Here is a 24,761-nt window from a genome sequence, read left to right on the forward strand (position 1 = left end):
TAATGAACAAAAGGTTCGAATGCTGAATAATGGATGGCTATAACCGTTAAGCTATTGCTGTGGAAACTGTTTGACCGAGCCAATCATGCGGGTATGGAGCTGACTTTTTATGAGCAGAACAAGATCAACCTGCATTAGAGTAGATGGCGGCCCCAAGTTTATCGACAAAGAGTTTAAGGGGCGATTTGAAAGCAAAGAATCGCAGTGTAATATTCACAGCTTGACAAACCTATGCAGAACAGTTATTTCGAACGGTTCAGTAGAGCCTACAGTGAAAACATACAGGATACGCACTATTTTCCATTCATTAACCAAGTACAACTTTCTTGGGTAATAGCGTCAATGCCCCTTTCGCGCCTTCGATGATATGGCCCGTATATCTATTGGTTTAAAAAAACGGATAGCTGAAAATAGCAACCTTGAAATTGAGTTTCGCTATTTCAAGGTTAAAGAAAAAACATTTAATATCCTAAAAATCTATCAATTAGGCTTTTATTACCTATCACAATCTCTGCCGATAACTGCATTCCTGCTGTAAGTGAGTTTGCGATTTTTTTTGACTTGACAGGCAAATCCTTTATAGGTATGTCAACAGTAACCAAGACCTTTTCACCATTAAGACTTGCGATGGCAGCTATCTGCGCCTTTAGATAACCTATTTCTTGAAATTTATATCCGGTTACTTTCAACAGCACTTCTTGCTTAGGTATTATCTTTAAAGCTCTTTTCTTTGTAACTATTCCCTCAGCTTGTAGTTTAGCGACTTTTGAGGGTGTCAATACGAATAATGGCTTTCCTATTGAAACTGAGTAATGGTTAGGCTGCAAGTAGCTGACCTTTCCGTTATATGTTGCTGTTATTATATATTTAGTTTTATAACTTGCAACCGCTTTGTTCAACGCGGTGAAAGATTGCCATAACCGATCTTCTGGTGAGGACAGCCGAGCTAAATGTCTTAAGGTATCAAGTTTGGTTCGTATTACTGTGAGATTTTCCGACAATCTTTCCGTTTCAAGCTTCTGGTTCTCCAGTGCTTTAGTTCTTTTGTTAATTGTAGGTTTAATTGTCTCAGCATATTTTGCAGCCAACTGAATGCTAACTAGTAATCTGTTCCTTTCATCAAGGGTCCGATTAATTTCCTGAAGCGCTTCAAGAATATTGCTATAACAATTGAGTTCTGTCTCATTATGTCCATCCAACAATATATGGTATTTTATAAAAAGTGTTTTGAATAATGCCAACGGCTTTGCTAGCTCGCCTACATCTTTTATAGAAAGCAATCCATCCCTGAATTCCGGTAATTTTATTGTAGAGCTATCTTTCGTTAATCTATTTAAGAGCGAGTCTAAATAGCTGATCTGCCGCTCATCAGCACCACTCGTAATCAGTGCTAATAATTGGCCTTTGCGTACCATTCGGCTTTCCAACAAAGGGCTTAAACTAAGCGTGCCTGAAGATTTGGCATTAATTATAACAGGAGCGCTACCGTTGGTTAACTTAAGATTTACGTTTATCGACTCTGGTGTTTTAATGCTATTGAGCAATAAATAAATTGCCACTAGGGTTGTAAAGATTGTCAATATCCCCCACCGGAGGATCCAGGACGGCACTCGTGTAATAACCTCATCGACTTTCTCATTGTGGCTAGTAATGTTGATTGGCTTAATTTTGCTCATTTAGTTTCCAAGCTCCAATTGATTTTTTATTAATTCAAAATATTTCCCGGCTTTCTTTACCAACGAATCATGCGTCCCTATTTCTGTGATTTCTCCCTTGTCTAGCACGATGATCTTATCAGCGTCTTTAACCGTACTTAGCCTGTGGGCAACAACAATAACGGTGCGATTCTTAAAGAATGTTTGAAAATTCTTCATAATTTCCTTTTCATTATTGGCATCAAGAGAGTTCGTTGCTTCATCCAGAAAGAGAACCTTGGGGTTTTTGTACACGGCCCTCGCAATAAGAATGCGTTGCTTTTGGCCTTGGCTAATTCCATTTCCTTCGGCACCTATCAGCGTGTCGAGACCTAGCGGCAGTGAGTTTATGAATTCATCAATATTAGAAATTCTCGTCGCTTCTGCCAATCTCTTTTCATCGGGATTTTCATCCCCTAAGGCGATATTATTTGCTATGCTTTCGGAAAATATAAATCCATCTTGCATCACTACACCACACTCCGAACGCCAAGCCGAATTATTGATTGATTGTAAGTCGTGACCATCAATTAAAATTTTCCCGGCCGTTGGTAAATAAAATTTCAACAACAATTTGAGTAACGTCGTTTTTCCACTACCGCTCACGCCGACAATTGCTGTCAATGTTCCTTCCCCGATTTCAAGATTTATATCATTTAATACGGGCTTTGATAATTGGTTCGATCCAGGGTAGTTAAATCTTAAGTTGTTTATACTAATAAGTTTCTGATGTGGCACTTCCTTAAGTTCCTTACCTGTTTGCCAGTCATCACCCCTTATAGCATAAACTTCGTTAAGTCTTTCGATGCTTATTTTGGCATCTTGAGCTGACTGGGAAAACTGAATTAACTGCTCAACTGGACTATTTAACTGCCCTATTATATATTGTATAGATAGCATAGTGCCAAGTGAGAGGTCTCCTTCAAGTACATATTTAGCAGCTAGAAAAGTTATAATTATATTTTTTCCCTCGTTAACAAAGAGCCCGCCAATCTGTTGATATTGACTGGATGTCATGATCTTAACATTTACATCAAATAATATCAAGCGCAGTTTCTCCCAACTCCATCTTTTCTGCATCTCAGCATTTGCCAATTTGATATCCTGCATTCCGCTGATGAGGCTAAAAAGGCTTGATTGTTCCTTTGACAGAATATCAAACCTCTTGAAATTGAGGTTCCTGCGTTGTTGAATAAAAAGTAAGACCCACACGCCATATAAAGCACTCCCGAAAAGAAAAACTAAAAAGATCGTCACCGAATAATAGCACAGAACAATGCCGAAGACGAGCATGTTGAGCACTGAAAAAAGCATGTTAAGAGTCGAATTGGTGAGGAATGCCTCAATATATGAATGATCCCGGATCCTTTGTAAGATGTCTCCGTGCTTCTTGACATCGAAAAAGGACAAGGGTAAATTCATGAGCTTGATTAAAAAGTCAGAAAGTATGGAAAGGTTGATACGGGTGCTTATGTGAAGCAGGATCCAATTTCTTATAAATTCGGTAGAAACTCTGCCTGTGAAAAGCATCAGTTGGGCAAACAGAATTAGATAAATAAACTGAAGATTGTTTTTGTTAATTCCGTAATCAACCAGTGCCCGCGTCAGAAATGGAAATATTAGCTGAATCAAGCTTCCGACAATTAGTCCAAGTAGTAATTGGATAACTAACTTTCGGTAGGGCCGCAAATATTTGATAAGATATTTAAAACTCACATTTTTTGCTTCACCCTCATCAACAGATTCGTAAAATGAAGGTGTTGGCTGCAATAGCATCACTATGCCATTCTCACCAGACCGTTCCCATTTTTGAAAAAATTCATTAAGTGTATAAGTAATAATTCCGATTGCTGGATCAGCAACTTTAACTGCGGTAACTTCGTTTCGCACCTTATGGATTACGGTACCGATAACAACGACAAAGTGGTTTTGATTCCAATGGATAATACAGGGCAAGGGAGCTTTTGTTAGTAATGTTTCCCCATTAACTTTAGCGGACATCGTACGAAATCCTAGTTTTTCAGCTGCTTGTCCGATCCCATACATGGACACACCTTCTTTGCTTATAAAAGATTTTTCGCGAATGCTTTGAATACTATAAGTCTTGCCATAGAATTCGGAAATCATTTTCAGGCACGTGGGACCACAATCCATCACATCCAGTTGTTTGTAAAACTTAAATTTCATATTGTATTACCAAGTATAAAAAATAATATGGTAATTTTAAATTATAAATGCAGAAAGCCGCAGTTTTAATAATTATTTTTTCGCTTACCGTCAGTTGTCGTCGTAATTCATAGTTCAGCAAGATATATTAAGGCAATGATGAGTAAGTTGTCGAAGTGGCCTTTACACATTCATACAGAAAGGCAGCTATAATGAGCGCATTTTCAGTAAATAATATTCATTACTTTACTAACGAGGGCTTCAAAAGTCAGATTTTTTTATTCGACAAGCAACGGGAAAAAATAGTTTCAAACTGCTATTTGCAATGAATTAGTAGAGAAGTTATCAGTTTAAACGCAAACATAATGATCATATATGGAGAGTTTCGAATTTTATTAAATAATATTATTATATTGCATCAACGACGATTTTGGCTAATTTATGACAAATGGATGCGTTGAAACCAAATGGAGCAATTTGAAGAGTTAAATGACACCCTTTTTCAAAGGATTAAACAGGAAGAACTTGTGCTTATTCGTGGCGGAGTCTCTGAAGCCAATGTTCGGACAATTACGACTATTGGGCACGAGGTGAGCGATTACGCCAATGATCCCGGCAATTGAGAACCAGGTTTTTATTAAACGGCATGGGGTTTGAATAATAAATAGTTCGAATCTACATGCCGCTTAAATTTTAGACTAATTACGAATTTCGTTCAAAATTGCTTTTTAGAGTAACCCGCTGAATAATATTGATGACAGAAGCATGGTGATTGGTGAAATTCATAGGCGATGATGGTGACGTCATGTTTTTCTTAATCATATTTATTTCAGAATGACGAGATTTGATACATACTGTAATACACTTGTTTAAGAGCGAGGTTTAGAACATAGTATTAGGGCAAATCAGATATGACGAAGGGATATTTAAAAATTTACCAAAGTATCCACACGCTGAATTTCATTAGAGTGCTTATTGAGATTAGCGCATATGATTGAATGTTATAGTAAGAAGAAATATACTCAATAGGAAAGTAATCTCAGTTTTTGCAAGAAGAACAACCTTAACATTATTAATATTTAATTAGCTGAAATATGATTTTAATCCTGTCAAGATCGTCCGATTATTCAAGTTATGCGGTAATTGAGTGGATCGAGGCATTAGGAGGTAAGTATAAAAGACTCAATGAAAATCAATTTACGAGTCTAAAATCTGATTTTGAATTTAAACTATCCAATGATGATTTCCATTTTGATGATACAAATATCTCCATGGAGTTAGATCAAACTACAATTGTTTGGTTTCGCCGATGGTTTTACCAAGAAGCGTTTAATGATCTTTTTAAACTAACGGATAATAAGATATGGGCTTCCTATATTTACGATTACATATACAAGGAAATGAATGCCTTCGGAAATGCATTTCTTTCGTCGATCGTCGGTGCTAAATGGTTCGACCACCCTGAAAACGTAAGGAAGAATAGGAAAATGGAAATTCTAGTTAAAGCAAAGGAGTTTAATCTTTTGATACCGAATACAATCATTGCGAATAATAAAAAAAGTGCCTTGCAGTTTTTATCTCAAAATAAAAGAATTATTTCTAAGCCTATCACAGAAATTCCTTACTTTCATGATATCCAATACGAGTTCTTTCTCTTCACGTCTGAAATGACTGAGGATATACTTAATTCAGGACCCGCTAATTTCTACCCCACACTTTTTCAGCAGCTTATTGAAAAAAAGTATGACATAAGGGTTTTTTTCATGAATGATGAATGTTATTCGATGGCAATCCTTTCTCAAAACGATTCCAAAACAACTATAGATTTTAGAAATTATGATTTCGAGCGGCCTTCCCGAACAATTCCATATAAATTGCCGGCTGAGATCGAAAATAAAATATGCAAATTGATGAGGTCAATAAACCTATCAAATGGTTCATTAGATTTTGTGCTTTCCCAAGACCATAAGTTTTATTTTTTAGAAGTCAATCCCATTGGTCAGTTTGGAATGACCTCGTATCCCTGTAATTATGAAATAGACAAGAAAATAGCCCAATTTTTAGTTAATTATGACCGACAACAAACTCAATCCTGAACTAATTGATCTTTTCAATCAAGAAGAGGAACTGATTAATCACTTACCCGCAAATTTCTCTCAATTCAAATGCCGAACGTCAGCGGAATGGGAGAATGATTTTAACTACACCAAAAAATTCGCGCTAATTTCGGATCCTGACCACATCGTTTTTTGCCAAGCTTTTAATAAAAGAATTTCCAAATGTTTTTAATTTAACATATGTTAAACAAATCAGTTTTTAAACTTTTTGCCAACTGTTTACCAGTAAAAGGGGCGAAAAGAAGCGTTATATGTGATCTTCAATATTACACTTATAAATTCATACCGAATATCTTATTTAAGATTCTCACTGAACATAAAAACCTGACAATGGAATCAATTAAATCTTATTACAACAATCAATATGATTCTAAAATAGAAGAGTATTTTAACACTTTGATTGAAGAAGGTTTAGGTTTTGAATGTGGCGAAGAGGAAATTGAACGGTATCCAGATTTGAACCTTAACTGGGAACGCCCGGAAAAGATAACAAATGCGATCATAGACATTGATGCCCAGAGCACCTATGATTTAAGCAAATTTGTAATGGAAATTGATTCCTTAAGATGCAAAGCGGTCGAAGTTCGTTTGTTTTCAATGGTTGGCTTAAGCCGAATAAATGAAATATTAAAAACCTTTGATGTTACAAAAATTCCAGGCATTGAAATATTAATGCCTTTTGATGATTCAATTAGTGAACAAGCCTTAATCGAATTATGTGAGCTGTTTCCAAGAATTAACCTAATTACCCTGTTCAAAAGTCCTCGATCTTATTTAAAAGAAATAAACAGGGTTGGCGTGACAATTAATTTTATCGATACCAATATTACGTCAGCCGCTCACTGTGGAATTATTAATCCTGCATATTTTAATGTTAATCAAGCCATGTATCGGGAAGCGCTCAAATTTAATACTTGCCTCAATAAGAAAATATCTATTGATGTTAACGGTTATATAAAAAATTGTCCATCCATGGATAAATCGTATGGCCAAATATCACAAACAAATTTAAATGAAGTATTAGAAATATTAAAATTCAAAGAATATTGGAATATAAATAAAGACGAGATAAATATCTGCAGGGATTGCGAGTTCAGATATATTTGTACCGATTGCAGAGCTTACACACAAAATCTTACAGTTCAATATAATAAACCACTCAAATGTTCTTATGATCCTTATCTGGTTAAATGGGGGTTCTAGTTAAGTGTATTGACTCCGTAAACGAGATTTACGAAAGACACCTTAAACGGAAAAGGGCAGCTATTGCCACCCTTTTCCGCTGTGTTAATCCATTTTTAATGGGATTAGTCGCGTGATGAGCTGTCTTGGAAGGTAGGATCACTGCTCTTAGCGGTAATAGTAACTTCGTAAGCAGGTGCGTTGCCACCTTTCATTGAATTTAGTTCTTCCTTTTCAACTGGTTTGAAAAGCTCATCAGATAGGTTTTCGAAATTTTCCATAAGTATTTTTTTTATGCAACCAGTTAGTCTACAGTGAATAACGTCGTCATATACAAGTATATTTAATTTATTTAATATTATAAAATTATTTTAAATATATATTTTACTTTTTTTATTTTTTGAGTTTTGCTCTTTTCCATTCGAATCATATTTGATAATAACAATCTTTAATATTCCTTTTAGCGAAGATTTTCGTCTCAGTTTATAATTTAAAATCCCTTAGCGCAGCTGGTGCTAACGAGCCTAATTTACTCAGCGAACTCGTTAATTTTGACACCAATGCACGATAAGTGATTGGCTCGCCTTTGACAGGTGGGTTAATCATGCCGGCCCCAACTGGTTCTTCTATTACTTTAGTAGCAAACCAAGTCACATTCTCGTGAGGAAGCGCTACCCCAAGAATCATTCCCGGTAATCCATAAAAAGATTCAGGCCCCGACGAAACATGAATTTGCTCACAATAAAAAGCAACCACATAAACTGAATCTTTTGTTAAGCCATTTGCTCTCCTGCATTGAAAACCTGCTATGTCCCGCCTTTCATCAGTAATCTTCCATTTGATGCTTCTTAAACTATCTCTTATCAGAAAGGTACTGCCGTAGACATCCTTTTGAGTGATAAAGGATTTAGATTTCATATTGCTATATGTAATATTATGTTGACTGGCCATGGGGTCCCTGTCAAATTGATCTATCTTGTCAATGTTACTTTCTGGCTCATAGACGGACTCCGCATTAAGAAAAGTTAACGTTCCCTTAAGTTTTTTGAACTGTGGATTTGAAGACTTATAGTCTTCAAATGCTTTGGTTCTGTAGATTTCGTTATCTTTATGAGTGTTTTTTGCAATTATTACATACATGTTTACCGTTCTCTCATATTCTATCCGACCTTGGGTTATGAACCGCTTTGCCTGCCCGCTAACCAGCGTTGGCACAAAAAATAAAAAACAGATTAAAATTCTCATAGCAGTTATTTTGGAGAATTAACTTTGTTAAAGTTGTAATTTATTGAAACCATAAAATATCTTCGGATGCTGGTATAAGTTGTTTGCGTAAGTATACCGGCAGCTGTGACCCGGTCATAGCCTTTGTTTTGATCAAGCAGGTCGTACCCCTTAAGCAATACTTTCAGGTTTTCATTCTTAAGAAAAGATTTGCTTAAAGTTGCATTCCAAAGAATACGGCTAAAGTTGTTATCAAAGGCGTCAGTTTTCGCCCTGAATTGATAATCGCCATCTGTCCCAACCTGAATTTTTCCCGGCAGGTAAATTGTGACAGAGGCGCTCCCGTTAAAACCTGGCCCATTGTTGTTTATCGCCTGCAGAGATGATTTGCTAACTGTATACTCCGGGCCTAACGCGACATAAAAGTCATATTTTTCTTCTTTGTATTTACTTATACTGAACAGCATGGAGTAATTGGCTCCCCTGGTGAAATTTTCTTGGTTGTTCACTAAATTATAATAACTGTTGCTATGAGCATCCAGCTGGATACCAAGCGTAGCATCTGATTTTTGTAATTTTTGCTGCATGATTACACTTAAATTATACGCTAACGAATTTTTATTGGTCATGTTTACATATTGGTAAGTACTCTTTCCTGAAGAGTCAGTCATAATATTAGACACAATTGGTTTATTGATAATTGAATAGGAACCACTTGCATTAATAAACTGGTCGTTCACTGCCTTGAAAGATGTATAATCCAGTCTAATTATATTTCTAAACGCTGGTTGCAGATTTGGATTTCCAACTGTTAAGTTGAGCGGATCCGTATTAACAGTTAGCGGTTGAAGTTGGTCTATTGTTGGCTGCAGCGTATTGCCGTAGTAATTTAATTTAAGCGAACTTTCTTTGGATAAAGCGTAGCTGATCCCCGCATGCGGGTTCCACACCGTAAAATTGCGATTGGCTATTTCGTTCGTAAAGTTATTAAGTTGTTCATATTTGGCATTTCCTAACGTCGTGCCAAGGTTGTAATTGACTTTCTTCTTAAAGTACTTAAAATTGAAACCGAGCTCATTATAATACTGATCAAAATGATAGCTGTTACTAAAAGCGGAATCCAGGATGCTTGGTGAAGCCCGGTCAAAAGAACGTTTATCGGAGCTGTTATTGGTGATGCCTAACGCATAGCTGAATATACCACTTAAGTCCTTTAAAATGGGTTCGGTATAACTGACATTCGCTTGTAACACAGTATTCTTCTCTTTGCTTACCTTCAATTGATTGGTAACCTGAACGCTGTCTAACCGTCCACCAGCGCCAAAAAAATTCGTATTCGAGTTGATATAGCCATTGGCATTATTTTGATTAAAGTACTCATCGAAAGTAAAAGAAATGCTCCTCCCTTTTTTCTTTAGCTTTTTAGTCAACAAGATATTACTGTGTAATATAGACCGATCGGCATCGTTGTACAATTCCCGGTTATTTTGGTTTAAGAGAACATCATCTTCCTTTGATCCGACTGTATTAAACCGATTAAGGCTTTTTCCATTAGTCGTTGCTTCATCAATCGCGATTTTTAGGATAGCTGTCGTATCTAATTTTTTCATGTAGGTCACATCAAATTTTTGTTTGAAAAAATCATTATCGAATACCTGGTTAACATCGCTTTTGAGATATCCTGATGGTAAGCTGTTTTGTGTCAATATATCTCGACTGCCATTAACAGATAAGGACCCCGCTTTATAATTAGCGTTGAGAGATTGATTGCCCTGATCCCATTTATCATTAAAATGCAGACCTCCTGCCGCCGCCTTTGGGATTCCCTGGCCGTTGTATTTGCCATTGTACGATTCCAATTCATCAGTACTCTCAATATTCACGACAACGGCGCCTCCTACATCCAGCATTTGAACGTCAGAGGACGATGTATAACGATTATTATCCTGATAACTTAGGCCAAGTTTGCCAGTGTTTGCAAGCGTACCATAAGCAGATATCTTTTGGTCTCCGTTAAATTTGTTGGCCAAAAGTTGATTTTGATAATATTTATTCGTGCCGATACCGCCATCTAATTTTCCAAATGTTCCCTTTTTCTTATTCGCTTTCAGTTTAATATTGATCGTTTTTTGTTTTTTGTTATCCTCAGCGCCTGTAAATGCAGCTTGATCACTCTTTTTGTCAAATAGCTGAATTTTTTCAACCATGTCTGCCCGTATATTTTGTGTTACCAGTGTAGGGTCATCTCCAAAAAATTCCTCGCCATCTACTAATACCTTATTTACAACCTGTCCCTGCGCTCGTATCTTACCATCTTTGTTTACCTGTATGCCTGGCAGTTGCTTGAGCAAATCCTCGACATTTGCATTGGGTTGAATCACGAAGCTGCCGGCATTAAATTCTAACGTGTCTCCTAAAAGTTTTGTGCTTGTTTTTCTCGCCTTCACAATGACCTCTTGGAGAATATGACTTTTCAGCTCGAGATCAATGACACCAAAATCAATTTGATGGTTTAACGAATCAAGCGTGATGCGTTCCACGAAGTCTGCGTAATCAGGATAAGAAACTATTAAAATGTATTTGCCCGGGTTTAATCCGGTCATTCGGAAACTTCCATTACTTAGGACATATGAAAAGTCTTTCAGGATCGAATCTTTTGCTGATAAAATAGTTATCGTAGCATTAGCCAAGTATTGATGGGAAGACGTATTCGAAACACTCCCCTTAACCTCATAATTTGATTGGGCCCATACCGCCTTGGTCAAACAAAGAAATATAAATAAAAATAAAACTCTCATGTTTGTATTTTTCGAATTGCTAATTGATTTGTGCTTTATATTGATGGATTTATTATAAGTAAATGTTATTAACCACCCGGTCAAGAGAGGGTAATTGACTGTTTTTGGTATAGATCAGTCAGAAAAATAATCGTTTCCCTGGCAGATAACTCTGGAGACAAATACTTTAATATATCAGCGACAGTTAGCTTTTCACGTGAGTCTAATTTTTCGATTAGTTGAAAAATCTTTGGCTCGTTTTTCAGTATCAAACTATGTCCCCGGTAATAGAGGTGACAATGATTCTCTTTTACCTCATAGTATATTTTATAAGGACTAACAATATGCACAAATTTCCCCAGGTCATTTTTTGATAACTGTTTCCCGCTTTCTATAAGGGTTTTAGAATTCCAGTAGGCATTGCTTGAAAGTTTTAGCTTTTCAGCATTGAAGTAGTTATACATCAAATCGTCAACAGAATTAAAAGACCCTTCTTGATTAATAATGTATTTCGAAAACGTGTCTTTATTCGTGACGAGTGAAAATAAATCGGCTGGGAGAATTGACTCATTTTCTTTAAGATCGTATTTCATTGTTTCCTCGAACAGCCTATGGAGATATGAAAATCTGGTAGGATTGTTAAACCAAACTGTAACACCTACAGAAAATTCACCTGTATAGCCTATGTGGTATTTATTCCATGGCATATAAAACAAGTCACCGCTTTTAATAACAAACTTATCAGCGTGAAGCAACTGTTCTTCCTGCGGTAGCGCACGTAAAGCATCAATGTCAAAATCATGTTCATTCCAATTGTACATAATCTTTTCAGATGGCCCCAGGTGATAATGTAAAACATTATTACCCGGCCCGTCCTGGTGTATTCCTAACGGAGTATAACCATAGTTCCCAAGAAATATAGTAATATTATATCCTCTTAAAGGTATACCGATGTGCTGAATCAGCGGCTGGAGGTCATGAAAAATTTGAGCAGATAAGAACTCAGATAGCTGTTCGCTTTGATTTATTATCATTCCGAATTTTCTTTCGCAAAATATTCTTTTTACCCAGTTGGTTAAGCTTTCTCCCATGTCAGGCATGGAAATGTTCATGACCTTATTGTCCTGCTGTACCCCATCTATGTATATCCTGAACTTATTTCCTAATGATGCCTGACCTAATAATTTTTTTAGCTCCTCATTGAAATTCTCTACCTGTTCAGAAGTCAATGCACTGCTTATTTTGACAGCATTCTTCATACCATCAGATTGTTCTAAAAAATCGTTCCACCACTCGGAACTAAATGTTTTGTGTGTCGTTAAGTATTCTTTTTTTTGCATAGGTTTTATGTCAAACGCTTCTCAACCTGGTAGTAAAGATTGAAAAACGGTATTGCTTTTAAGGAAAGGTAAAATAATAATATTTTTATTAACTTGACTATGGTTTTTCGAAATAATAAGAAAAATAATTTCAATTAATAATTTTGTCTTCAAAAACTATAAATAGAAACAATTTTGCTAGAATACCGTTTAATAAGTATTAAATATTGATTGCAGTTTAAAAACTTTTTATAGTGGTAATTAGAAAAAATGCAATATTGAAGTTTATTTCCATGTACTAAAAGTGTCAACCACAATTTATTTTATTTGAATGAAAACACGTTTTATGATTCCATTGGTATTTATTACGGTTAGCTCTTCTGCGCAAAATCTTGAATATTTCAGATCCGTATTCAAGGCGGATTCTCTATTGTTCCACAAAAAATATCTTGCCGCGGGTCAGTCTTACTCTGAAGCCATCGACAATACGGATATTATTGTTAACGAAGACTACTATAATGCGGTGGCTTCTTACGCTCAGGCAAATAAAAAAGATGTCGCGTTCAAATATTTAAAAGTATTAGCAGAAAAAGGAAGGTTTAATGATCTCTCTATAGTTGAAGATGATAACAACCTCAATCAGTTAAAAAAAGATGCCAGATGGAACTCGGTCACTGCAATAATTAAAGCAAATCAGGCGGAGGCTGAAAAAAAATATAATTTGAAGGTAAAAACAATATTGGACGAAGTTTATAAAAATGATCAGCAGCACAGGCGGTTGTTGAACGAAGCAATCAAACAATACGGAATCCAGAGTGACCAGGTAAATGATTTGCAAAGCAAAATTAGTAATGACGATGAGAAAAATTTTTCATTAGTAAGCCAAATTATTGACAAGTATGGTTGGCTTGGCTCTCACAAAGTGGGAGGAAAAGGAGAAAAAGCGTTATTTTTAACTATACAACATGCTGATAATCATCCTGATGATCAGGTCAAATATCTTAAAATATTTAAACAGGCCATAAAAAGCGGTATTTCTGATGAGAAGGCCGATTATGCTTATCTCGAAGATAGAGTTTCCATATATTTGCATAAGTATCAACTGTATGGTACTCAACTTAAACTGGAAAAAAATGGGTTGCTTATTCCACAGCCTATTTTAGACGTACGGAATGTAGATAAGCGGCGACAGCCGTTGGGGCTTCCTCCGCTCAAATATTATTTAAGTTCTGTTAACCAATACAAGTAAGTATATGTGGAGTTCAGGATTTCTAAACTTTAGTTTCCCCACTTTGCCTGATAAGGATCGTATGAGCATTTAAGCGGTTTATTCTGGCTAACATTCAGATCTTGTGTGAAAGCTCTGCAATCGGTACAAATGTATCTGAACTCACAGTCCCGGCATATGTTCACCTGATCCTTGTTTACAAACCACAAAGCCTTAAAATCATCATTTTTAACAACATCTGCTATATTCACTTCCGATGAGTGTCCGTAAGATTTGGACATACTTGGGCAGTTTTTGATAAAGCCACCTGAATCAACTGAAATTTTCCTGTTCAAACATGAATTAAAGTTCAGGGCTTCCAAATACATATCTAAGTTAACGTTGAAATACGAAGGGTTAATTATTCCGCAGTGCGAAGCAGAATCAATATTTTTTTGAATGTACATCATCGTGACGCCAAGGTGATTGATCTCCTTAATTTCTTCAAAGGGACTAGCATAATACGTTATTAGGTTTATTCTTGGAAATTCTTCACAAAGTTCAAAGTACTGCAAAGCCTTATCCGCATCATAGCATAGGATTAGCTGGATATCCTGTACAACTGTTGATTCAAACAAATTTAACAGCGTAGACAGTTTATCCAATTGCATCTTATGAAAGATTCGTATCTCAACGGCTTTGCACTTCAATGCATTAAGCTCGCCAATAATCTTCTTCAGGTTATAACAACTGATTGCATCTAAATCTATAATTGCATTTGTCAAAGTCGTCGGGCATTCCCAAAGCAAGTCCATATCGGGATAATTATCGACTTCCGATTCGCTACATTCAAATCCCAGATTGTTTTCCATCAGGAAGTCAAAGTAGCTATCGATCTGTGGATCATATTTGTTCTCGTAACAGCTTTTTACAATCCCGACCGGTTTATTTTTGTGAGCTGTCAAAATTTCGTATAAAATGTTAGGAATGAATTTGTAGGAATTGTAATGTAGATCACAAACCACACTCCTTATTGCCCCTTTTACCGGTAGACAGTTTGCATAGAGTTTAAAAATCTTATCGTTTTTCATGTACTTCTAATAGCACTTAGATATTCTTTTATAGAAAGGCCTTACAAATATCTTGTTTAAAGCATTGCTCCCTACGGATACACTTTTTGTCTGATTATAGCTTTGTTCCCATTCATTGGATGTTTTTGTCGTGAACAAAAAATAATTAATGGGCAATCTTTGAAAGTCAGGTTCATTCTGATTTAAAAAATCAGTCAAGCTTGGCACTTCTTTGTTATTTATCATTTTCTATCAAATATTGGGCTATCTTTTTTTCCAATTTATAATTGCACGGATACGACGTCATGCCGAATTGCCCTAATGGATTTACTTCTAAAAAGTAATGGTCACCGTTAGTTGTCAATACAAAGTCCAATGAACCGTTTTTAAGTTGAAGTTCTTTCATGAGATCATTTACCGACAATTCGATTTCCGCCGGAAGCTTATACGGAATCATCCTGGCAAATTTTTTACCATTATAATTTCTAAAATCGATAATCGTATCCGGATCAAATTGAGAAAGTATGGCCATCGCGTAGCATTGACCCGCCAAATAAAACACCCTTAAATCACTCCTTTTTTCGAGTAACTGTTGAAAAAGCGTAGGATAGAACCATTCATTACTTGCCAATAAAAGTTCTTCTGTTATCTCTGTGGTAAGCAGTTTAAACTCATAACTATCGTTATCAAAATAAGCTATATCTGATATTGGTTTAGATATTAGGCGCCCGTATGTTTTTAAAAATTCCAGAGCCCTGTCTCGATTATTGGTTATAAACGTTGTAGGAATTTTTAGCCCATACTTTTGGGCTAAATTAAGTACATCTATCTTTTTAACTCTTCTTATGTGTTCTGGTCGATCAAACCAATTCTTGTTTTTAAATAAAGAAAAGAAAGCATCACTCAAGGTGTTAACCTCTTTGTATAAATGTTCAAAAATACCTAGTGCCCAGTGTTTGTCTTCGGACAGATTCAGCAAATTGTTGAACGATTCAGGATATATCCATCTTCTGAACCATATTATTGAAACTTCTTCTATATCAAAATTTAACGCGGGATAATCAAAATTAATTCCTTCACCATCCCCCGATATTTGCAGGGCGTATCCTTTATCAAATGTTTTGAGATCTGTATCATTAATTTGCTTACAATTCCCTCCTAGTTTTTCGATCCACTCAATGATGCTGTTAGTAGAAGATTCCAGGTTTCTTGAGAATATTAGTATCATAATTTTGATTATGAATGTAAAACTATAATATTAAATGATTAAATAATAACTAGATGCATTTTTTTTATTATTATTTATTAAATATTCATTCAACTTTAATTAAAACTTTGATAATATTTTTTACCCTTGGTTTCAACTCTTAAATATTTTCACTTTGAAATTGATGGCCAAAAGCCTTGGCAAACCCCATAGCGTTATTTTTACTGCAACGTTTATCCACCGTTGTTTATGTATGAAGTAAACTTTTACGAGACCGGTAGTCTTTGAATTCATGCTACATTGGTTCATGGTCATTTCATGGCCCTTACGCTGGATATTCCGGGCCCCTTGACCACGTTATTCCGTGTTCCAGATTCATTCGTTTGTGTATAACGATTCAATAAACAACTATTGAATATAAGATTATTAGCATGGACAAAGTGTTCCAGAACGATTGGTTTGCCAATCCGGAATGGGCTGGTCAAGGGGCCCGGAATGTCCACTTATAGATGGGTGTTTTGGCTATGAAAAGGGAGAAAGCTCATTTCTTGAGCAACTTTTTTATTTATCAGTTCAAATCGCTTTATTGCTCTTTTCGAGCAACTCGCCATTAACTGTTCGGCCAGAATAACAGGGCGTTCGGTTAGTGTCGGTTTTCTATATTATAATGCGATAAATCAAAATACTTCATAGTCTCATAAATGAAAAACGTTCGCAAGTGTTTAGCAACTTGCGAACGTTTGTGGGAGTTACTGGGTTCGAACCAGTGACCCTCTGCTTGTAAGGCAGATGCTCTGAACCAGCTGAGCTAAACTCCCTTGCTTTTGGGTCTGCAAATATAGAAGTTCTAATCTATTCTTCAAAAAAATATTTTAATTTTATATTAAGCTACTGACAGTTAGGTAATTGAATTTTTTTAAATGTTTATTCCTCTCTTTTTTGGGTGCTTTACATGGCTATATTCTGACCCGGGCGTGGGTCTTCGGGTAGTATTTCCATCCTGGGGTAGTTAATATAATTAGCATACCATTTAATAGCATTAACCAAATCAATAGCATCTTCGGCTACAATATCAATGGTTTCAAATGCAAACAGTTTATTATTTGCATATCCATATAGTTGCAGTTCGTTATCATCAGGACTAAACCTTTCTTTATCAAGGCAAAACACTCTCACTTTCAATCGGGTATCTCTCGAATGAATAACATCCCGACAAGGATTTTTAGGGTCAGTAGCCAATAAATAAATATTATGGTCCATAAAAACAACAACAATCTTATTGATGTATGGTTTCTTTGAGCTATTATTTATATTAATTATCTGTTGCTAAAAATTAAACGGTGTAAATAATCACCTCATGTTGGGAAGTATTTTCTACAGCACATTGATTATCAGCAATTAAAATCCCCCTTTAAGCGCTTAATTACATTCATTTAGCAATTGGCATTGCATTTGAATTAAACTTATTACCCTTCTCAAAGGGTTGTTTTTCATAGGTAGATGTAGGGCCGAAACACTGCGAGAGTTTTTCGGCCTTTTTTTGTCTAAAAATCCCCCGGTAACCATTATCATTTTATTGTGATCCGAATATTCGTTTTCTGCTCACCTCAATAACGTTTTCACCAACAATAAATTTAACTAAATTAACCCGCGAGAAAATTACTCCCATTAAGAGTGAATTAATTATTCGTATTCAAAATCTGGCGTATTTAATTAGGCGTATATCATTTACAAAACAAAACTAATTGAAACACTTTTAAAAACTTATCTTATGAAAACAGAATCACAAGAAAGCATATTAAATGCAAATATGGCCCGAAGGTCATTTTTGCGGTATGCCGGGGTTGGGGTTGCATCAGTAGGCTTATTAGCTACTGCGGCCTGCCACAAAGACCACAAGATCATGCCTACATCAACCTGGATAGATCTTGGTGCTAAAAGCGACTTCGCTATTTTAAATTATGCTTACGCATTAGAACAACTCGAAGCCGCATTTTATTTACAGGTTGCAGCCACTCCTTATAGTGGTATAAGCGCGGCAGAAACTGCTTTGTTAACTGATATTCGGGATCATGAGGTTTTACACCGTGAATTTTTTAAAGCAGCCTTAGGAGCAAAGGCCATTCCTGCTTTAACACCTGATTTTTCGTCTATTGACTTTAGCAGCCGTGCAAAGGTACTGGCAGCAGCAAAAGCATTTGAAGACACAGGTGTTACCGCTTATGATGGGGCGGGATACCTTATTGAAAGTCCTGATTATCTTTTAATAGCAGGAAAAATTGTTTCTGTAGAGGCTCGTCACGCAGCATTGATCAGCAATCTGATCACTCCGGGATCTTTCGCCGGACCCGATGTGATCGACCCTACTAATAGCTTAAACAAATCCGCAACTATCGCAGAGGTTCTTAAGATTGCCAACGGTTTCTTAAAAACTAAAGTTAGTGCATCAAATTATGGTTACGTACCAGCTTAAACCCCATCGTCATGAATTTACTAAACATAATAGAAGAAATCGAAAACGTTGATCCGGAAGTTTACGGCAAACTAAGCCAGCGCCGTGATGTGATCAAAAACATAACCAGCTTTGGTTCAAAAGTGGCTATTGCCGCATTACCATTTGCTGTAGGTACCATGTTTAAAAAGGCTTATGCCGCTGATTCAACAGCTCCATCCGTAATTGATGTATTAAACTACGCCCTTACTTTAGAGTACCTGGAGTCAGCTTTTTACAATGCAGGCACAGCCAAAGGCACAGCTTTAATACCTGCAGCCGCGGCTACTAACTATTTTAACCAGGTAACAACAGATGAAAATAATCATGTTACATTTTTAAAATCGGTAATTGGTTCACTTGGCGGAACTCCCGTATCTCCGCCAGAAATTGATTTAACAGCAGGTAACGGAAGTGGAAACGGGCCATTTAAAGATGTATTAACAAATTACGATACATTTCTTGCTGTTGCCCAGGTATTTGAAGACACTGGTGTAAGGGCGTATAAAGGTCAGGCCGGCTTTTTGTTAAAAAACCAGGTTGTATTAACAGCTGCACTATCAATTCATGCAGTTGAAGCGCGCCATGCTTCTGCTATCCGCCAGATCCGTTTACAAAAACCATGGATCATCAGTACCGCGAGTTTAGGTAATGATACAGGTTTAGCGCTTGTAAATGGCAATTATGATGGGGAGCAGAATATAACTCAAGGTGGTGTGGATGTTACTAAACTGAAAAGTGTAACTGGCAGCACCACTTCGGTAGCCATAGCTACCGCGGCGTTTGACGAGGCACTAAGCAGTGATCAGGTTCTTGCCTTATTACAAGGAAGTTTTTTAGTTAAAAACTAACCCTCAATTTGCAGCGTATATAAAACCGGGAGCATATTTGCTGTCCGGTTTTATGCGTTTAAAATTCTACTTATTTAAAGCCTTTACACCAAACTTCACCAGGTCATCGGCTCCTATAAAACCTACTGTTCCCAAAACCGGCTTTCCCTTAGCATCAAAAATAATCATTGTTGGATAGGCGCGTAAACCCCATTGCGCTGCAAGGGCTGGCCCTTGTCCTTTTTCCATATCAATAGCTACATTAACAAAGTTACTATTATAAAAAGCAGCCACTTTATTGTTTTTAAATGTGGTGGCCTTAAGCATTTTACAGGGGCCGCACCAGGTGGCGTATGCGTCAACAAAAATATATTTGTGTTGAGCGGCGGCCTGTTTCAAAGCCTCGCTCCATGAATTTTCAATAAAATCAATTTGAGTTGATCGCTTAACGGTAGTTTTTGAAACACCCTGAGCTTTACTATCAAAAGCAACCGAAAACAAAAATAAGATGATAAAAAAGGTAAAAGATCGTTTAGAAAATAGGAATTTCATAGGATTTAGTGGCTCATATATAAATCATAAAAATAGCACATATAAACCGGATTGGTTTATATGTGCTGTGCTATTATAATTAAAATCTGTATTAATTATTAGGAGGCTGCGGTTTTGTCCGATGGGCATCCTGCTGTTGACGTTGCTGCTGTTGCTGTTGCTGCTGACGCTGTGCTTCCTGCTGCTGTTGGCGCTGTGCCTGTTGCTGCTGACGCTGTGCTTCCTGCTGCTGCTGACGCTGAGCCTGTTGCTGCTGACGCTGTGCTTCCTGCTGTTGCTGGCGTTGTGCCTGTTGCTGCTGACGTTGAGCTTCCTGCTGCTGTTGGCGTTGTGCATCCTGCTGCTGACGTTGAGCCTCTTGCTGCTGCTGGCGTTGTGCCTGTTGTTGCTGACGCTGTGCTTCCTGCTGCTGCTGGCGCTGAGCTGCTTGTTGTTGATGCTGCGCTTCCTGCTGCTGCTGACGCTGAGCTGCTTGTTGCCTTTGCTCATCAGGCTGCTGTTGGCGCCTTACTGCCTGTTGTTTCTTTTGTTCTTCCTGTTGTTGCTGACGTTGCTGTAATTGCTGCTGACGCTGTGCATCCTGTTGTTGCTGGCGCTGAGCTGCTTGTTGCTTTTGCTCATCAGGTTGCTGCTGGCGCCTTACTGCCTGTTGTTGCTTTTGTTCTTCCTGTTGCTGCTCACGCTGCTGCAATTGCTGCTGACGTTGTGCATCCTGCTGTTGCTGACGCTGAGCCGCTTGTTGCTTTTGCTCATTCGGCTGCTGCTGACGTCTTACTGCCTGTTGTTGCTGACGTTGAGCTGCTTGTTGCTTATTTTGTTCTTCTTGTTGCTGCAGACGTTGCTGTTGAGCCTGTTTTACATCAGGCTGTCCGGTTCGTTGTCCTGAGCCTGTTGGCTGTGCAGGGCGTTGGTTTGCCGGTTGTCCGGGTCTTGCATTTGGTTGATCAGGGCGTTGGTTATCAGGCTGACCTTGTCTTGATGGTCTGTTATTATTAACCTTTACTAAGTTGTTGTTATCGCTTTTTGCAACCTGTGCCAGTCTTGCGGCGTTACCACGGTTTACAGTTGCCTGTCCGCCAACTCTGTGAGCAATACCTTCATTAGGATGTTCCTTTCTGTATTCGGTTGCGTTCACTACCCTTGCAGGGCGCGCATCAGGTGTTCTTTTAATTTCGGGCCGATAAATATTAAGCCTGTTGTTGGTAATGCTTGTTTCCCTGGTTGGCCTGTTTACATTATTAACCCTGTAAACTTGTACATTTTGACGGGTAACACGCCTAACCTCATCAACACGCGGTCCGGTTACGTAAGTGCGCTTATTGTAAACATAAGTATTGTTAATAACGGTGGTGCGGTTTATGATGTTAACTACCCGGGTATGTGGCACATAATAATTATAAATATTAGGGCGGTTTATATAAGCCTGCGGAGCACATACCCAATAATAATCGGGCACACGGTAACTGTTACCAAATGACAGGTTGATACTTATACCTGGTTGTAAAGGGGCCCATCCATAATAACCACCACCACTGCGCCAGTTAACCCAGGCCGGTGCCCATTCATGGCCAGGAATCCATTCCCATCCGTAATAATCGTCATAGCGCCAGCGACCGTAATGAAAGGTCGCCCATCCCCATGGATAATCAGAAACCCAGGTATTACCATAATCAGTTACCACCCAATGGCCACGTGTGGCGTAGGGTCTAAATCCATCTTCGGCATCTGGTATCCAAACGTTACCATAGGTAGGGTCATCAACCCAGGTACCGTAAGGATCCAATTCATCATAAAACTCCTGGTCAGAAACATATCCACCTTCCTGTGCCCGGGTTTTATTTGGAGCGGCCAGCATTATTAAAAATGCTATTAAACTTAAACCGCATATTTTCTTTATAAATTTCATTTTCTATCAGGTTTAAAATGATTAATATACATAGGTATGACCAAAAAAATCCTAAAACGTTTAATGTAAAACATTTAAACCAAGAATTGTTTCGTTAGTAAATATTGTTTTGGCGTAGTTAGCAGGTCTTCATTTTTTTTATTTATACCTTGCATATGCTATATTAAAATTTAAATAATTTTACGTTTCATTATCCATACTATTACCATGAGCACAGTAAATATCCCAAGGCTTGATCTAAGCACTTATATAAATGGCAGCGCGGCCGACCGCAAGCAATTTTCAGATGATATTGGCAAGGCATTTAATGAAACCGGCTTTGTAACCATCACCAATCACGGCCTGAGCAAACAATTGATAGATGAGCTTTACGAGCAGGTAAAGGCTTTATTTGCTTTGCCCGATGCCACCAAATCAAAATATGAAATACCCGGCCTTGCTGGTCAGCGGGGATATACCGGTAAGGGCAAGGAAACTGCCAAAGGATTTAAAACACCCGATCTGAAAGAATTTTGGCAGATAGGCCAAACTGTTACAGATGGTTCGGCCATTAAGGAGCAATATCCTGATAATATAGTAGTTGATGAACTGCCCGCTTTTAATACCACAACACGCGAAGTATATAAAAAACTGGAAAGCGCGGGTATCCACCTGCTCAGGGCTATTGCGGTTTATTTAAATTTAGACGAAAACTATTTTGATGATAAGGTGCATAATGGAAACTCCATACTGCGCACCTTACATTACTTCCCTATCCTTGATCCTGATTCGGTTCCTGATGATGCGGTACGTGCCGGCGCGCATGAGGATATAAACCTCATTACCCTGCTTATTGGCGCAAGTGCCGATGGTTTGGAACTGCTTACCCGCGAGGGAGTCTGGTTCCCGGTTAAAGCCCATGGCGAAGATCTGGTAGTTAATGTAGGCGATATGCTGCAACGCTTAACCAACAACAAACTTAAATCAACCACGCATAGGGTAGTGAACCCACCGCGGGAGCTTATGAAAAATTCTCGTTTCTCGGTTCCGTTCTTCCTGCACCCAGTATCAGACATGGACCTTACGAGCCTGGAAACCTGCATTAATGCACAACACCCTAAATTATATCCAGACATTACTGCAGGCGAATACCTGGACGAGCGTTTGAGAGAGATAGGCTTAAAAATGTAAAAGATTCCCCATCGGGAAAGTAAAACGCGTCATGAACAACAGGCCATGACGCGTTTTATTATAATATATTTTGAACGTTTAATTTTTGGCGATAGATGGTGCCGCGACTTTCCCTTCCACATGCACAGATATAACGCTTGCATGCGGCATACCCAATGTTGTACCAGGCATTACTTTCAGGTAATATTTAAGATAGCTGTTCATGATACTTTGTGAAATACTTATATATGATTGCTTAGCATCCTTATCTCCCATAAAGTCAATCAGTGGTATCCGGTAATACATTTGCCCCTTATTATCAACATATACCGAAAACGAATAATTAAAATCCTGATACGCTTTATTAATAGTAATATCAAACGTAGGATCAAGATAATCATCTGACGAGTCGAAATTGTTCATAATGTCGGGCTTAGTATGCCACTGCTTTATGGTTACCAAAGGACTTTTACTTATTAATTGAACTGGCTGCCGGGCAGCGAATGCTTTGGTAATATTTTTATTAGCCTTTACTACCAATGATTTTACAAATAAAGTATCCTTACGGCTGGGATGCCTGAGTGTAGCTGTATCGGTATGCAAAACGTTCTTTACATAATTATCGGCGTAAAAAAGCATATAAACCTTAGCACCCGAAATATCAATAGAGTCGCCCCGGGCCTTGAGTATCTCCATCACGATGCTGTCTTTGCTCATCTTTTTAATTTTGAGCCATGACCGTGCGGCGTTAAAAACAGAATCATAACCGCGGGTAAGCGGAAAGTTGATGAATTGTTTTTTTGTGGGGCTGTAAATGCTCACCGAATCGTCAGAAACAAACTGTAGCTTCCATTGCGGCTCCAGCTGGTAACCATATTCATTAAATGACAGGCCGTTTAGCTGGCGTCTGGCCACCTCGCTGTAACTTATGCCATTAAATGATTTAAACGATATAAGTTCTTTTTTACCATTGCTTGAGCTTGCGCTATTACAGCCTGTATAAATAATAGTAACAAAGCTCACCAGTATTAATGTAATGGCATTTATTGTTTTTGGGGGCATTTTAAACATTTCGGCTTAAAGATATACATTTCGATAAACTGATATAAATAGATTTAAGTACACAATGTTTGATATAACATAAACTTTACAATACATAAATTTTGGATTGTAATTCTTTTTCTATGATTATGAAGCCGTTGCAAATGTTTTAAGCATCTTCGCATCAAAATTTATTAAAATGAAAAAAACCTTAACTCTTATCATTATTTGTCTTATTGCTTTTAAGGCGTCTGCACAAAACAAATTTTTGAAAGCCCTAACTTGAAAACGGCTATCAAAACCCAAAAAACGGTGGCTATTTTACCATTTGTAGTAAGTATCACTTATAAAAAACAGCCTAAAGGATACGACCCCGCTGCTAATAAAGCAGAGGAATTAAAATCTGGGAAATCTATCCAGGCAAGCATGTATACTTATTTGCTTCGCCGTGTTAGCGATTACACTGTTACTTTCCAGGATGTAGAAAAAACAAATATCCTTTTGCTTAAGAACAAACTTTTGGATAGTCTTGACTATCATACCAAAGATGAAATAGCCAAAATACTGGGTGTAGATGCCGTAATTTATGGATCCTACTCACAGGCAACTACCAGATCAGAGGCCGGAGCAATTGTTACAACCGCGCTATTTGGCTTTGGGGGTAAAACAGGTAATGGCATTATTACCATGCAGATAGCCAACGGGACTGATGGAGAAACTTTGTGGAGGTATACTAAAAGCATGAACGAAGGTTTGCTAACATCTACAGACGATGTAATTGAAAGTCAAATGCGGAAAGTTTCCAGAAATTTCCCCTATATGAAATAAG

General features: G+C 37.6%; 20 protein-coding genes and 1 tRNA gene. 8 read left to right on the top strand and 13 right to left on the bottom strand.

The window, feature by feature from the left end:
- Positions 1-461: 461 nt before the first annotated feature.
- The gene (locus M2273_RS16860) at positions 462-1,676 is read right to left on the bottom strand and encodes a hypothetical protein (RefSeq protein WP_429398891.1); all 1,215 of its coding nucleotides are present in this window, start codon (positions 1,674-1,676) and stop codon (positions 462-464) included.
- Positions 1,677-3,881: a peptidase domain-containing ABC transporter gene (locus M2273_RS16865; RefSeq protein ID WP_429398893.1), complete on the bottom strand. Its 2,205-nt coding sequence runs from the start codon at positions 3,879-3,881 to the stop codon at positions 1,677-1,679.
- Positions 3,882-4,327: 446 nt separating this feature from the next.
- On the opposite strand from M2273_RS16865, the gene M2273_RS16870 reads away from it, so the two are divergent.
- The 3 genes from M2273_RS16870 to gwsS (M2273_RS16880) all read left to right on the top strand — a co-directional run bounded on the left by M2273_RS16870 (position 4,328) and on the right by gwsS (M2273_RS16880) (position 7,180).
- The gene (locus tag M2273_RS16870; RefSeq protein ID WP_429398895.1) at positions 4,328-4,483 is read left to right on the top strand and encodes a hypothetical protein; all 156 of its coding nucleotides are present in this window, start codon (positions 4,328-4,330) and stop codon (positions 4,481-4,483) included.
- A gap of 471 nt (positions 4,484-4,954) precedes the next feature.
- On the top strand, positions 4,955-5,956 hold the full coding sequence (gwsG, locus tag M2273_RS16875; RefSeq protein WP_429398896.1) for a grasp-with-spasm system ATP-grasp peptide maturase: 1,002 nt from the start codon (positions 4,955-4,957) through the stop codon (positions 5,954-5,956).
- Between the two features lie 201 nt (positions 5,957-6,157).
- Positions 6,158-7,180, top strand: coding sequence for a grasp-with-spasm system SPASM domain peptide maturase (gene gwsS, locus M2273_RS16880; RefSeq protein WP_429398898.1), 1,023 nt, complete (start codon positions 6,158-6,160; stop codon positions 7,178-7,180).
- A gap of 104 nt (positions 7,181-7,284) precedes the next feature.
- Here the strand turns inward: gwsS (M2273_RS16880) and M2273_RS16885 are convergent, their stop codons facing one another.
- The 4 genes from M2273_RS16885 to M2273_RS16900 all read right to left on the bottom strand — a co-directional run bounded on the left by M2273_RS16885 (position 7,285) and on the right by M2273_RS16900 (position 12,500).
- Positions 7,285-7,440 carry a hypothetical protein gene (locus M2273_RS16885; RefSeq protein WP_429398900.1) on the bottom strand — a complete coding sequence of 52 codons (156 nt, stop codon included), beginning with the start codon at positions 7,438-7,440 and terminating at the stop codon, positions 7,285-7,287.
- Positions 7,441-7,642: 202 nt separating this feature from the next.
- Positions 7,643-8,404 (bottom strand): GLPGLI family protein, encoded by a 762-nt coding sequence (locus tag M2273_RS16890; protein ID WP_429398902.1) that lies wholly within the window; start codon positions 8,402-8,404, stop codon positions 7,643-7,645.
- A 5-nt stretch (positions 8,405-8,409) separates the two neighbouring features.
- Positions 8,410-11,181 (bottom strand): outer membrane beta-barrel protein, encoded by a 2,772-nt coding sequence (locus tag M2273_RS16895; protein ID WP_429398904.1) that lies wholly within the window; start codon positions 11,179-11,181, stop codon positions 8,410-8,412.
- A gap of 80 nt (positions 11,182-11,261) precedes the next feature.
- Positions 11,262-12,500 (bottom strand): hypothetical protein, encoded by a 1,239-nt coding sequence (locus tag M2273_RS16900; protein WP_429398906.1) that lies wholly within the window; start codon positions 12,498-12,500, stop codon positions 11,262-11,264.
- Positions 12,501-12,810: 310 nt separating this feature from the next.
- On the opposite strand from M2273_RS16900, the gene M2273_RS16905 reads away from it, so the two are divergent.
- Entirely contained in the window at positions 12,811-13,728 is a 918-nt protein-coding gene (locus M2273_RS16905; protein WP_429398907.1) for a DUF6624 domain-containing protein, read from the top strand.
- 29 nt (positions 13,729-13,757) lie between these two features.
- Here the strand turns inward: M2273_RS16905 and gwsS (M2273_RS16910) are convergent, their stop codons facing one another.
- The 4 genes from gwsS (M2273_RS16910) to M2273_RS16925 form a co-directional block, all read right to left on the bottom strand.
- Positions 13,758-14,777 (bottom strand): grasp-with-spasm system SPASM domain peptide maturase, encoded by a 1,020-nt coding sequence (gene gwsS, locus M2273_RS16910; RefSeq protein WP_429398909.1) that lies wholly within the window; start codon positions 14,775-14,777, stop codon positions 13,758-13,760.
- A gap of 214 nt (positions 14,778-14,991) precedes the next feature.
- On the bottom strand, positions 14,992-15,984 hold the full coding sequence (gene gwsG / locus M2273_RS16915; RefSeq protein ID WP_429398911.1) for a grasp-with-spasm system ATP-grasp peptide maturase: 993 nt from the start codon (positions 15,982-15,984) through the stop codon (positions 14,992-14,994).
- Positions 15,985-16,706: 722 nt separating this feature from the next.
- A tRNA-Val gene (locus tag M2273_RS16920) sits at positions 16,707-16,781 on the bottom strand.
- Positions 16,782-16,911: 130 nt separating this feature from the next.
- Positions 16,912-17,223 carry a hypothetical protein gene (locus tag M2273_RS16925; protein WP_429398913.1) on the bottom strand — a complete coding sequence of 104 codons (312 nt, stop codon included), beginning with the start codon at positions 17,221-17,223 and terminating at the stop codon, positions 16,912-16,914.
- A 511-nt stretch (positions 17,224-17,734) separates the two neighbouring features.
- On the opposite strand from M2273_RS16925, the gene M2273_RS16930 reads away from it, so the two are divergent.
- Together M2273_RS16930 and M2273_RS16935 are read left to right on the top strand one after the other, a co-directional pair.
- Complete coding sequence (locus M2273_RS16930; RefSeq protein ID WP_429398915.1) at positions 17,735-18,436, top strand: ferritin-like domain-containing protein; 702 nt, start codon at positions 17,735-17,737, stop codon at positions 18,434-18,436.
- Between the two features lie 11 nt (positions 18,437-18,447).
- Positions 18,448-19,305 carry a ferritin-like domain-containing protein gene (locus M2273_RS16935; RefSeq protein ID WP_429398917.1) on the top strand — a complete coding sequence of 286 codons (858 nt, stop codon included), beginning with the start codon at positions 18,448-18,450 and terminating at the stop codon, positions 19,303-19,305.
- A gap of 66 nt (positions 19,306-19,371) precedes the next feature.
- Here M2273_RS16935 and M2273_RS16940 read toward each other — a convergent pair whose 3' ends face one another.
- Both M2273_RS16940 and M2273_RS16945 read right to left on the bottom strand, forming a co-directional pair.
- A complete protein-coding gene (locus M2273_RS16940; RefSeq protein WP_429398919.1) occupies positions 19,372-19,836 on the bottom strand; it encodes a thioredoxin family protein in 465 nt (154 codons plus the stop codon).
- A gap of 91 nt (positions 19,837-19,927) precedes the next feature.
- Positions 19,928-21,742: a DUF6600 domain-containing protein gene (locus M2273_RS16945; RefSeq protein WP_429398921.1), complete on the bottom strand. Its 1,815-nt coding sequence runs from the start codon at positions 21,740-21,742 to the stop codon at positions 19,928-19,930.
- A gap of 207 nt (positions 21,743-21,949) precedes the next feature.
- On the opposite strand from M2273_RS16945, the gene M2273_RS16950 reads away from it, so the two are divergent.
- Positions 21,950-22,912 carry an isopenicillin N synthase family dioxygenase gene (locus M2273_RS16950; protein WP_429398923.1) on the top strand — a complete coding sequence of 321 codons (963 nt, stop codon included), beginning with the start codon at positions 21,950-21,952 and terminating at the stop codon, positions 22,910-22,912.
- A gap of 78 nt (positions 22,913-22,990) precedes the next feature.
- Here the strand turns inward: M2273_RS16950 and M2273_RS16955 are convergent, their stop codons facing one another.
- Positions 22,991-23,953, bottom strand: coding sequence for a hypothetical protein (locus tag M2273_RS16955; RefSeq protein WP_429398925.1), 963 nt, complete (start codon positions 23,951-23,953; stop codon positions 22,991-22,993).
- A gap of 261 nt (positions 23,954-24,214) precedes the next feature.
- Here M2273_RS16955 and M2273_RS16960 point away from each other — a divergent pair, with 261 nt between their 5' ends.
- Entirely contained in the window at positions 24,215-24,760 is a 546-nt protein-coding gene (locus tag M2273_RS16960) for a hypothetical protein (RefSeq protein ID WP_429398927.1), read from the top strand.
- Position 24,761 lies beyond the last annotated feature (1 nt).

This window comes from Mucilaginibacter lappiensis, from assembly GCF_050433765.1.
Lineage (GTDB): Bacteria > Bacteroidota > Bacteroidia > Sphingobacteriales > Sphingobacteriaceae > Mucilaginibacter > Mucilaginibacter lappiensis_A.

Coding starts and splice junctions, on each gene's coding strand:
- M2273_RS16860 (WP_429398891.1), bottom strand. CDS start 1,676: ATGAGCAAAATTAAGCCAATCAACATTACTAGCCACAATGAGAAAGTC.
- M2273_RS16865 (WP_429398893.1), bottom strand. CDS start 3,881: ATGAAATTTAAGTTTTACAAACAACTGGATGTGATGGATTGTGGTCCC.
- M2273_RS16870 (WP_429398895.1), top strand. CDS start 4,328: ATGGAGCAATTTGAAGAGTTAAATGACACCCTTTTTCAAAGGATTAAA.
- gwsG (WP_429398896.1), top strand. CDS start 4,955: ATGATTTTAATCCTGTCAAGATCGTCCGATTATTCAAGTTATGCGGTA.
- gwsS (WP_429398898.1), top strand. CDS start 6,158: ATGTTAAACAAATCAGTTTTTAAACTTTTTGCCAACTGTTTACCAGTA.
- M2273_RS16885 (WP_429398900.1), bottom strand. CDS start 7,440: ATGGAAAATTTCGAAAACCTATCTGATGAGCTTTTCAAACCAGTTGAA.
- M2273_RS16890 (WP_429398902.1), bottom strand. CDS start 8,404: ATGAGAATTTTAATCTGTTTTTTATTTTTTGTGCCAACGCTGGTTAGC.
- M2273_RS16895 (WP_429398904.1), bottom strand. CDS start 11,181: ATGAGAGTTTTATTTTTATTTATATTTCTTTGTTTGACCAAGGCGGTA.
- M2273_RS16900 (WP_429398906.1), bottom strand. CDS start 12,500: ATGCAAAAAAAAGAATACTTAACGACACACAAAACATTTAGTTCCGAG.
- M2273_RS16905 (WP_429398907.1), top strand. CDS start 12,811: ATGAAAACACGTTTTATGATTCCATTGGTATTTATTACGGTTAGCTCT.
- gwsS (WP_429398909.1), bottom strand. CDS start 14,777: ATGAAAAACGATAAGATTTTTAAACTCTATGCAAACTGTCTACCGGTA.
- gwsG (WP_429398911.1), bottom strand. CDS start 15,984: ATGATACTAATATTCTCAAGAAACCTGGAATCTTCTACTAACAGCATC.
- M2273_RS16925 (WP_429398913.1), bottom strand. CDS start 17,223: ATGGACCATAATATTTATTTATTGGCTACTGACCCTAAAAATCCTTGT.
- M2273_RS16930 (WP_429398915.1), top strand. CDS start 17,735: ATGAAAACAGAATCACAAGAAAGCATATTAAATGCAAATATGGCCCGA.
- M2273_RS16935 (WP_429398917.1), top strand. CDS start 18,448: ATGAATTTACTAAACATAATAGAAGAAATCGAAAACGTTGATCCGGAA.
- M2273_RS16940 (WP_429398919.1), bottom strand. CDS start 19,836: ATGAAATTCCTATTTTCTAAACGATCTTTTACCTTTTTTATCATCTTA.
- M2273_RS16945 (WP_429398921.1), bottom strand. CDS start 21,742: ATGAAATTTATAAAGAAAATATGCGGTTTAAGTTTAATAGCATTTTTA.
- M2273_RS16950 (WP_429398923.1), top strand. CDS start 21,950: ATGAGCACAGTAAATATCCCAAGGCTTGATCTAAGCACTTATATAAAT.
- M2273_RS16955 (WP_429398925.1), bottom strand. CDS start 23,953: ATGCCCCCAAAAACAATAAATGCCATTACATTAATACTGGTGAGCTTT.